Source organism: Pseudoalteromonas sp. TAE79 (assembly GCF_000498015.1).
GTDB lineage: Bacteria > Pseudomonadota > Gammaproteobacteria > Enterobacterales > Alteromonadaceae > Pseudoalteromonas.
Map to the genome: position 1 here is coordinate 1 of NZ_AUTL01000051.1, position 10,606 is coordinate 10,606.

Annotated in this window: 9 protein-coding genes; 2 read left to right on the forward strand and 7 right to left on the reverse strand. The window is 37.6% G+C overall.

The features are described 5' to 3' along the window. The 3 genes from L655_RS0101625 to L655_RS0101635 all read right to left on the reverse strand — a co-directional run. Nucleotides 1-1,990: TonB-dependent receptor (locus L655_RS0101625; RefSeq protein WP_024603867.1), on the reverse strand; the 1,990-nt coding region annotated here is incomplete at its 3' end. A 391-nt stretch (nt 1,991-2,381) separates the two neighbouring features. After that, nucleotides 2,382-3,095 (reverse strand): metallophosphoesterase, encoded by a 714-nt coding sequence (locus L655_RS0101630; RefSeq protein ID WP_024603868.1) that lies wholly within the window; start codon nt 3,093-3,095, stop codon nt 2,382-2,384. A gap of 214 nt (nt 3,096-3,309) precedes the next feature. Then, the gene (locus tag L655_RS0101635; protein ID WP_024603869.1) at nt 3,310-3,558 is read right to left on the reverse strand and encodes a YfhL family 4Fe-4S dicluster ferredoxin; all 249 of its coding nucleotides are present in this window, start codon (nt 3,556-3,558) and stop codon (nt 3,310-3,312) included. A 259-nt stretch (nt 3,559-3,817) separates the two neighbouring features. Here L655_RS0101635 and L655_RS0101640 point away from each other — a divergent pair, with 259 nt between their 5' ends. Both L655_RS0101640 and L655_RS0101645 read left to right on the forward strand, forming a co-directional pair. Beyond that, nucleotides 3,818-5,491 carry a hypothetical protein gene (locus tag L655_RS0101640; RefSeq protein WP_024603870.1) on the forward strand — a complete coding sequence of 558 codons (1,674 nt, stop codon included), beginning with the start codon at nt 3,818-3,820 and terminating at the stop codon, nt 5,489-5,491. A gap of 122 nt (nt 5,492-5,613) precedes the next feature. Next, on the forward strand, nt 5,614-7,176 hold the full coding sequence (locus tag L655_RS0101645; RefSeq protein WP_024603871.1) for a tyrosine-type recombinase/integrase: 1,563 nt from the start codon (nt 5,614-5,616) through the stop codon (nt 7,174-7,176). Nucleotides 7,177-7,307: 131 nt separating this feature from the next. On the opposite strand, the gene L655_RS0101650 is transcribed toward L655_RS0101645, so the two are convergent. The 4 genes from L655_RS0101650 to L655_RS0101665 all read right to left on the reverse strand — a co-directional run. Further along, entirely contained in the window at nt 7,308-7,640 is a 333-nt protein-coding gene (locus L655_RS0101650) for a cyclic-phosphate processing receiver domain-containing protein (protein ID WP_024603872.1), read from the reverse strand. A gap of 75 nt (nt 7,641-7,715) precedes the next feature. Beyond that, entirely contained in the window at nt 7,716-8,813 is a 1,098-nt protein-coding gene (locus tag L655_RS0101655) for a cell division protein FtsZ (protein WP_024603873.1), read from the reverse strand. 74 nt (nt 8,814-8,887) lie between these two features. Next, the gene (locus L655_RS0101660) at nt 8,888-9,862 is read right to left on the reverse strand and encodes a WYL domain-containing protein (RefSeq protein WP_024603874.1); all 975 of its coding nucleotides are present in this window, start codon (nt 9,860-9,862) and stop codon (nt 8,888-8,890) included. Nucleotides 9,863-10,019: 157 nt separating this feature from the next. Continuing rightward, a partial coding sequence (locus L655_RS0101665) for an IS5 family transposase (protein ID WP_024603875.1) occupies nt 10,020-10,606 on the reverse strand: 587 nt, incomplete at its 5' end.

Genomic DNA, 10,606 nt, shown 5'->3' on the forward strand with positions numbered 1-10,606 from the left:
CTGGCTCGCCTGTTTCGTCATTTGTGTGATCTAATTGGTAGGTATATAAGTCAGTAGATGAAGTAAGTGTTTTTGTTTGCACAACACGCACGCCCAAATTACCTCTTACTTCACTAAACTCAAAATCGCCTTGAATATAAAAAGCAGATATTTTCTCTTCAATGTCGTAAACAAAGTTATCTTCAATACGTGTATAAGGTACATAGCTAGCAGTGACCATATCGCGATATTTATCCCAGTCGATACTTGGCATTTGGTTTATATCAAAACCACCAACAATATTACTCTCACTAGTAAATACATTTTGAGCTAATGGCATTCCACCATTCCATTGGTAGCTGTCGAAACGCGTAATACCTTGCTCGCTTGCTTCGCCCGCAGCAATATCAAAATTAGGATCTAAAAAGAAGGTATTGCCAGTTTCACGATGAAGCGTGGAGTTACGATATTTGACACCGGTTCTAATTGTTTTTAAAAAGCCCCAATCAACATAAAGATCCACATCAGCTTGGTAATAATCTTCTTCTAACTCACTGCGTACAAAACTTGAGTTTGAAGAGCCCGCATCACGACCGCCTCCAATTCCACTTTGCAAGTTAGCTAGTGTATTAGGGTCAATATTAAGTGATACATTATTTTGGTTGAGTGACCAGCCTGCCATTTGAGCAGCATTTTGAATAGCAGTGGCGTTTTCGCCCGCGTTTGAACTTTTATATGCAGCTTCCCTGCTTTCTTCCGGCCCCCCTTCTGATTTTGTATTACCCACAACAAAACGCGCTTTAAAATTATCGCCTTCATAAGTTAAATTAAAATCAAAGGTATCGGAGGTGGATTCTTCACATACATAACTGCCGCGCATCCACGGAAACTGCATATCACTTTCAATACCGCTTGCCATCGCATCGTATTGCATACCAGTAACAATACTTCCCGACTCATCAAGATTTACATCAGTTAAAAAATCAGAATTTAAAGACCACTCAGGTATATCAATCACAGATTCAGTCCTGTCTTGGCCGAGTGTAAAGCCAAAGTAATTAAATCCAAGCTCTAAACGATTTGTTGGTCGCCACTGTGTACTAACTTGAATTCCTTCGCGCTCACGTTTTTCGTTAAGAACTGAGCCTCGCACAACTTGTGGAAACCAAACACCATCGTAACTGTTGCCGTTTGCATCATTAATAGTATCCCAACCATTATTGTTATTAACTGCGTTACCATTTATATCTGTAGGTTGTCCACCGCCAGTGTAGCGCCATACATTTGCATCAGTTCCTCCCGAAAGTGTCCTGTTTGTTCGTTCCTGATAGGTATAGCCAACTAATACACCAAAGTTTTCGTTGTCGTTTTTCCATGAATATAAACCCGTAAACTGCGGTTCGTACTCTTTTGTAACATCAGCGTAAGTACTCTCTACATTAAATACACCTGAGTTTGCATCCATACTCAAAGGCTTTCGGCTATGCATTAATACAGTACCACCAACCCCTCCTTCATCTAAGCGTGCCTCTGGCGATTTATAAACCTCTACACTTTCAATCATCGAAGACGGTAACAAAGCATAATCAAACGAACGCGAAGGCTCTCCCGGAGAAGACGCAATAAAATTACCATTAAGCTGTGTAAAAGTTAGCGCCGACGACAAACCACGAATACTAACTGATGAACCTTCTCCGCCGTCACGCTCAATTACCACACCAGGTACACGCTGAAGAGAGTCCGCAACGTTTTTATCAGGGAACTTCCCAATGTCTTCCGCTGTAATTGCATCAACCACTGAGCCAGACATGCGTTTTACATCTAAGTTTTCGGCCATACTTGAACGGATGCCACGTACCTCTATTACTTCCATATCTTTTGTGTGCTGCGAGTTTTCGTTTTCTTGCGCTGCAAAAGCACACGTAGAACCCAAAGCAGAAAAAATTGATACATAAAGTGATGACTTACAAAACGTTGAAAAAGGGAAAGGGTATATACTTGCTACTATCATGTGAGAGGCTGTTCCATTTAAATCTGCTCATAAAACTAAAGCGAGAAGTTAGTCCTTTTACGCAAATTATTCACGTAATGGCAAAATTGTTCCCAATTCTACACAGCCAAACTTAACCGTTTGTTAACCAACAATATTAAATTAAATAAACGTCTCTTTTAACTGTATTTATACCTATTAAATGAAAGTTAAAACCCAGCCCACACATCAAAGCCGCTCTCAATTAATAAACTAAGAGCGGCTTTGTTGTATTTAATAGCTTAATAAAATAATTACGGTGCATAAATCATAGAGTGTATAGAAAAAACAAAGGGGATAATTAGGTGTGGTAGTCAGCAGCTTACATTTTAAAAAGCAAAGCTGCCGAATAATATTTAAAAAGTAGAAACCCCTAAAGATCAGATGACTTTTCAAATGTAGCAATAACCTCTGAAAGCTCGAGTAATGTCGGCTTTCCACCATAATAATTGGTATCTATATGATAACTATTACCCACCCAAAAAGGTGCTTTAGTTGAGTTATGTCCATGTATTGAAAAGTCGACTCCATGACTTTTAACTACCTTATTTTGTTTAACTACTTCGCGATCCCACAATAAAGATTGCACAATCACCGATTTATCATCAGGGTAATTTTCCCAATCCCACGATTGGGCAAATGTATGAGACAACCCAATTTTATAACCACGATATTCAAGTACTATTGAAAGAGGCTTAGTTAGTAACTCATCGCACATAACATTGAGCTTTTCACTCGATACCGACTTGTGCCAATTGCCACCATTGTCAGTCCATAATTTAAAAGCCGCTTCATCATTACTTAATAATGATTCCAACATTAAATGCTCATGATTACCTAATATCATACATGCCCTAATGGCTTGTAAGTATGTAAATAAGTCATATGTTTTATCCCCGCGATCAACAAAATCGCCTAGGCAAAACAAAGTGTCTCTTTCAGGATCAAAATTTACGTTATTAAGTGCGTTTTTTAAGGCCGGTAAATCACCATCAAGATCGCCAATTACAAATACTCGGCACTCATCATTAATAAATATGGCTTGTTTTGAAGATACAGCCTGAATAGCGTTAATACCTATATCCAAAATAGACTCCTATAGAATGCAATCTAAAACTTAGATTAATGCTTGAGTTTATAAAGCCTTAAGGTAACACAATATAGTTGATAATTAATGAAGGTAATAAGATTTGATTGAAACTAAAAATGCATGGCAGAGGACCTTAGCTACAACCTAAATAAGTAATGTGAGTAGTGTTTTTAGCCTAAATTAAAAGCTGCTTAGCAAAATACCTGACGAGTTATTTGCCAGTTACCCGCACAAATTTTTCTGCTAGATCGTCCAAATTTTCACGCTTATTCGGATCGGGCTTTATGCAGTCAATAGGGCAAACACTTACGCAAGTAGGTTTATCATAATGCCCTACACACTCTGTACATTTGTTTGCATCTATTTGGTATATTTTAGCGCCCATATAAATAGCCTCATTAGGGCATTCTGGGTCACACATATCACAGTTAATGCACTTACTATTTATGAGTAAAGCCACTTTTAAGCCCCTTCAATTAAAATCATTATAAAACATAAACATAGATTTAAATGAAATGTTTTTTGACTGCTTTTCATACAAGTGTAGTTCAATAAAAAACCTTTATTTTTTATTTAATCGTAGCACACATTCGTAACACACCATTTTATTTTTAGGTGTAAATTACAGCCGCGAATTATGCCTATTTTTCTCTGTTGCTTTGTTGATCTCAATCAATAAAAATCGCCGCGAGGCCTTTATTTATATAGGTTATAACAAAGTGAAGTACTCTTTATCAACGCTTAACAAAGCTCAATATACGAAAGCAAAACTAGAATGGAACCAGCTCAAACCGCCATTTTCTATGCAGCACATAAATCGGTGTGCTACGCTGGCTCAACACATCATATTTTTTGAAGAAAAAAGCACTTATAAACAAGGCTTTAAACCTAGTAGGACTAAAAGGTTATCGAAATACGAAGCGCAACACCATATTCGACTAATTTTCACCAAGTCTGGCGCTGCTATTTTCTACTCTAACTTCCCTAAATCATCTGGCATAGCTAATACCAAGTTAGGTGAAGCACCTGAATTAACAATAGCAAAAGCGCGTAAGCTCACTGCTCAAATGCAGGAGGGAGTTTTAAACAACCACACTGTCAAAACAGTTTTTGATACTTACGAGAAAAGCCTAATTGAGCGCCATAACAACGCACCCACCAAGTTTGCAGCTTCATCGCTCAGAACATATCAATGTAGAATAAAAAAGCTTAGGCATCATTTTCCGCTTAAGCGTGCATTCCAGTCTCTTACAGCAGGAGAGTTAGAAAAAATTGTAGATTTAATTATCATGGCAGAGTCCAATAACCAAGCAATCGAGCTTTTTGCACAAATTAGAAGAGTATGGCGATTTGCTAAAAACAAATTTAACTCAGGTAAAAACCCAGCAGCTGATATCGATGACTTTTACGTATCTGACCGTGTAGAAAGCCCTCGTCCTTGCCAAGTTTATACAGACTTAGATTCAATAGCTGAATTGTGGATAAACCTCGCGTCTGCACCAAATGTACATCAAAAAAATGCAGCTCGATTCATGATTTTGACAGGTATACGCCCTATTAATATTCCACAAATGAAGTGGGAGTGGCTCAATAGTATCCACTTCCCAACATTAATTACCTTTCCGGCATCTGTTGTCGGAGTTCGTGGAGAAATGAAAAACCAAAAAGAATATAAGCTGCCCTTAACCAAAGCCATGCGCGCCATTATTTTAGAGCAAAGAGCCTGGATGGAAAATGCGCTCCCTAACTGTAACCCTGTTCACATATTTCTTCAGCCTCGCGATCTTAACAAACCATTTGCTAAAAGGTCGCTGGACAAAATCATCAAAGATTACTCCCCTGTTGATGCAGTAAAAGGAGATAAAAGAAACATTGTTATGAAAGGATCTGCGGGAGCATTTTGCACAATGTGCCGAAGCTTTTTTAAATCCAACGCAAAAGCGATTATGGTTGCCAACGGCTATCATTTTAAACACGCAGAGGAACTCACCAGACTCGCGCTGCATCACCTCAGAAAAGAGGACGATCCAAACGGCTTGAATTATGATAAATCTGAAGAGCTATTTGGCACTTCAACAAAGCTCAAATTTAATGTATTCAAAATTCATGAAGCCAGTATTTTAAAAAGAGCGAAAGAACTCGAAAGCCAACAACTCAGACTTACAGGTATGCAAAGTAAACAAGCTAAAAACCTAAAAGAAAATAACGATAAAAAAGCCTTGAGAGATAGAATTAAAGCTCATTTAGTTCACAAAGGCAGTTATGTAAACTTCATTAATCAGCCACTTGGTGATACGGGCAGAGTAGCAAAAGATTTGATCTTAACCGAAGAAGGAAGAGCTGTCGTTGAGAGATATTTAAATTACCAAGAGGCCAAAGCAAAAAATAATTAAAAAAGTTTAATTTCGACTTACCAAAGTTTTTGTAAAAAAAATTAATTTCATACCATTGCCTTATTAGAGCGATACCTCATCAGTTATTTGATGATTTTAACTTTTTTAAGGCTTATGTATTAATGGCAACATCAGTATTAAATTCAGTAAAACCATGTGAGGTCACGATTAAAAGTCGTGACCTTTGCATGGCTGAATTTAATGCATTTAAGCCACCGTACAGTGACGAGTCAATGGAAGAGCTAGCCAGTCTTGCGACTATTATATTATCGCAGGATAAAGGAAGAAGGCTTTCAAAGTATCAGCTTAAAGATCAGATTAGAATTGTATTCCAGCATGATGGTATTATTAAATTTTTTACTCATTTTAAAAAAGAACATGGCATAAAAAACACAAAGCTTGGTGATTCTAATGATATGAGTTTTTCAGCAGCGAAATTAAAAGCGGCCGAAATATACAAAAAGAACACCTCTAATTACACATTCGAATTTGTAGTGAGTAAACAAATAGAAAACTTACAGGCAATTAATAAACATAGCCCTAGCAAGTTAGCTGACACCACAGTAACCACATATACCTCTTACCTTAATGCAATTCAAAATGCATTTGGTAAAAATACGTTATTTCAGACTATTACGCCTGAGAAAATAGAAACCACGCTTGACCAACTACTAACAGAGAAAAGTGGTCCGCATGTGGCTAAGCAATTCGAGCAGATGAAAAAACTGTGGGTGTTCGCAAAAAATAAATATAATAACGGCACTAATCCATTCCTAGAGATAGACAATAATTATATATCTTCTCGAACGGCGAAGCCTATTCCTTGTAAGGCATATACTGATATATCTCTAATTTCTCAGCTATACATAAACCTAAAAACAGCTAAAAATAATACATTAATAAATGCTGTTCTGTTGATGATGTTTACAGGGCTAAGGCCCATAAATATTTGCAACCTACGTCTATCGTATATAGATGATTTAGATAATCCTAAATTTTTAACGTTTCCTGAAACAACCCATACAGCTCGCGGAGCAATGAAAAACCAAAAAGAGTTTAAAATACAACTCACACCCGAGATGAAAAAAGCAATAAAGCAAGAGTTAAAATTAAACCCAGACATAAACCGCACCTACTTATTTTGCAAGGTTAAAGACGACTCAAAACCCATTAGTAAAGAGAGTTTAAACCGAGCACTTAAGTATCATGCGCCAAAAGACATGGTCGTGGCCTCGCGAGATAACATAAATATAAAAGGCTCTGCCGGAGCATATCCAACACTACTTCGCAGCTTCTTAAAATCGCACATGAAAGAGGTACTAACTAAAAAAATTGGGTCATCAACAATTGCTGAAATTGAGTCTAAAAAAATGCTCCATCACTCTGTTTTAGAGCACGATCCAATGAGTAAACATTATGACCACTCGAATAAAATATATAACACTGATATTAAAGCACTTTATAAAAACTTTTCCCTATTTGAGAAGGAAATACTTAAAGAAGTAAAAATACAGGCTAAGTTAAAAAACAAAACGACTAAAAAATCATTTTTAAAATTAGATTATTCAAATAATTTCATCGCCAAAGTCAAAAGCACAATAAGTGCTTATTCCACTATCTGGGGTAAGATAGTTCAGCAAACCCAAAAGCTTAAAAAGAGCCGCCCTTTGCAAATATTAGAGTAAAGCTTACATATTGCAATACAACTTTTTCTTTGCTTACAAAACCTATAAAGAGCTTTTAATAGGTGGTGCAGATTGATTTCTTATAAAAGCAGGGATATCAAAAATATCAGATGCTTTTGGCTTAGTGGCGACTACTTTAGAGCTTGACTCATTTGTAGTGTCATCAAGCATTGATGCCTAGCCAGTAAATTAATTTGTGCAATTGCGCATTCCATTTTAATTCGTGCTGAGCTATTGGCTGAATGAACGGCTATTGTCGGTGGTACAAAACCATCAATAAACACTGCCCGCTCAATCCAAAGTAAAACGTCATAGCCAGTGCCTTTATTATCATTTCCTAAATCATGATCAAGGCTGAGCTGTTTTACTTTGCCGCTCTTCAAAAATGCAATCACTTCGTCAGGCCAATAGGCTCGTAACCAACCGGCTGGTGCTTCTCTTTCATCATCTAAATATACATTCATAGGTTTATCTCACTGAAAAATGTATTCAGACTCTGAAAGCAATAACTAACAACCCTTTAAGCTATATAATAATAGTTATTTTTCAGATGGTGCTGGAACTTGATTACGTATAAACGCTGGTATGTCAAAAATATCAGAAGTTTGGGGTTTAGCTCTTGCAGCTGGCGATTGTTCGACTTCGCTACTAGGCGCTTTATTGAAAGGTTCAACAATCATCTTAGCACTTGCACCGGTTGCGATGATCAACAGCTCATAATTAGTTGATAAGCTCTCTATTTTAGAGACGCCACAAATAACTAACGCATTAGGGCTTACCTGATGGCGTACTGTATCGGTAATGAGATTATAACTGCCCAGAGAAATTTCATCTTTGCAATTAACTTGTATTATTACACCGGTACTTGATGACATATCTACCTGATTAACCAGCGGATTGTTAAGTGCCCCATCAAGTGCAGTAGTAAGCTCGCTTTCTTCATCGCATTTACCAACACCTAGTACAGCATCACCCTGGCAATCCATAATTTTGGCAAAATCATTCAAATCAACGTTGATCAAACCTTGAAAGCAAAGCATGTCTATTAATGATTTTATCAGTGAATGAAGTATTTGGTTGCTATGCTTAAAGGCGTCAAATAAACCAATATCATTACCTAGCACTTCAATCAGTTGATCGTTTGGGAGAGTAATAACAGCATTAGCATGCTCTTTAAGCTCATTTAAACCTGCTTGCGCTATATTACTCCTAAATTGCCCTTCACTACTAAATGGCAATGTAGCAACAAATATAATGGGTTTACCTTGCTCACTAGCAAGTTGAGCAATATACGGACTTGCGCCAGTCCCAGTACCACCACCCAATCCTGTTGCACAGAGTATTATATCACAGCCATTAATTAACGTTAAAAGCTGATCTTTACTCTCTTCCGCAGCCTGTAAACCAACTTTAGGGTCGGCGCCGGCACCATAACCATGAGTTAGCTCAGCACCTATAAGCACAGCTTCATCACTTTGCGTATGCTTAAGCACCACTTTGTCGGTATTAACACTGTACAAGTGCGCCTGTTCAGACTCGCGTTGCTCAAAAATACTGTTAAGCGTATTACAGCCGCACCCACCAATACCAAATACACCGATTGATAAACCATCATTTTGCTGAATTAATTGGAACATAACTACTCCTTAACTTTTAAAGGAGCATAACAAATAGGTGCGTCAACTTTTGACGCACCTAAGTTTGAAATCAATTAAAGATAGTTTGTAGTGGCCGCTTTAAGCTTAGAAATAATTCTTTGTCTCAGCTTTTCCGGCTTAATCACTTCAAGCCAATGTGCACATTTAAGCAACTCATCGGTTAATTGCTCGGTATCAATAGTTTGGTAGGTAAGTAATACGTTTTTTTCATCAATACTTTGCTTGTCAGTCAGCTCACCAAGCTCAATAAATCCTTGATTAACAGCAGAGTGTTTGGGAGCTTTTACAATAAGCTCAATACACTCTTGGTTCATGCCTTTATTAATAGCACTGCGCAACGTTTTTAGTTGTTCAGCACTCGGTTCTCTACGATTTTTTTGTAGTACATGTACATTACGAATGCGATAAACCGGCATTTGATAGCATTTATCGTGAAGCGACCCCACCATAAACTGCGCCATTAAAACGCCACCTTGTTCAACTAAATTATAAAAACTCAATTCAGCAAACTTAAGCCAATGTGCATCATCGTAAAGTACTCTAAAAAGCTCGGCACTCACAGCACGGTTGTGCTTAATTGCATGCTCAATTAGCTCAACTAACTGATTATCAATATTCACTTTTAAAGAAGGCTTAGGCAGAGTTGAAAGCCACTCAGGCACATGGCCATTAAAACGTTTAAGAGCCTGCTCTGCTTTGATATGCACTGACTGCTTAACGTCACTCGGGACTGATTGCGGTAGTAACTGCTCTAACAATAAATAATGCTCAGCCACTTCGCTGCTCATTCTTTTCGCGTTACCACCTCGCCACTGCGCATTGATAGACCAACCATAAGGTTTACTTCGCATATCTTTTTCAAGACCAAAACAACCTTGATCGTAAAGTGATTGCAGGTCACGCTGGAGCATGCGGGTTGATAATTCAACACCTCGCTGTGATAAATCATCTTGTAGCTGTTTGACTGAAATACTTAAAGGGCTGATAGGTATATATTCTAAAAGAGTTAGGTATCGAAAAGGTTTCATTTTTATTAGTCTTACCAGCTAGGACAAAATTATCTAATTTTCATAATGTGTTATTAATATCAATCAATTCAAATATCTAATTAAATTAATACATATCAAATAAACCTCTAATATAAATTTAAAATACTAAGGGCTGTTGATCTTTGTAGTACATATATCAATCAGCCCACATTGGTAGCCACATCATAGTAAATGCTAAAGCGAGCATTGAATGATAATTTCGTTCAAGCTTTTCATACCGCGTGGCTATCCCTCTATATTGCTTAATACGGCCAAATGCATTCTCAACCAAGTGCCGATATTTGTACATGCACCAGTCAATATCTTCATTGCCTACTAAACTGTTGCCCTTACGTGGAATAACGGGTGTAGCGTTATTATCACGAACAAACGCTCTCAGTTTTTCACTGTCGTAGCCTTTATCTGCGACAACCATATTACTTGTTGGGCAATTAGCTACGAGTGACTCTGCATGGACGATATCATGCGTATTTCCACAGGATAATTCATAATAAACAGGCAACCCTCCGCTATCGACTGCAAGATGAATTTTCGTAGAATTTCCACCTCGGCTCTTTCCAATTGATTCATTGTCAGCAGTTCTTGCACCGCAACTATGTTGATGAGCCCTGACAATACTGCCATCAATGAAGACCCAATCCATGTCCGCATCACGAGATAATGCGCGAAACAGTTCATTCAAAATCCCTTTTTTGGACCATAAATTAAACCGTCTGTAGATAG

What these genes read in the sequence shown, in the direction of transcription:
- L655_RS0101660 (WP_024603874.1), bottom strand. Translation starts at nt 9,862, where the DNA reads ATGAAACCTTTTCGATACCTAACTCTTTTAGAATATATACCTATCAGC.
- L655_RS0101650 (WP_024603872.1), bottom strand. Translation starts at nt 7,640, where the DNA reads ATGAATGTATATTTAGATGATGAAAGAGAAGCACCAGCCGGTTGGTTA.
- L655_RS0101645 (WP_024603871.1), top strand. Translation starts at nt 5,614, where the DNA reads ATGGCAACATCAGTATTAAATTCAGTAAAACCATGTGAGGTCACGATT.
- L655_RS0101655 (WP_024603873.1), bottom strand. Translation starts at nt 8,813, where the DNA reads ATGTTCCAATTAATTCAGCAAAATGATGGTTTATCAATCGGTGTATTT.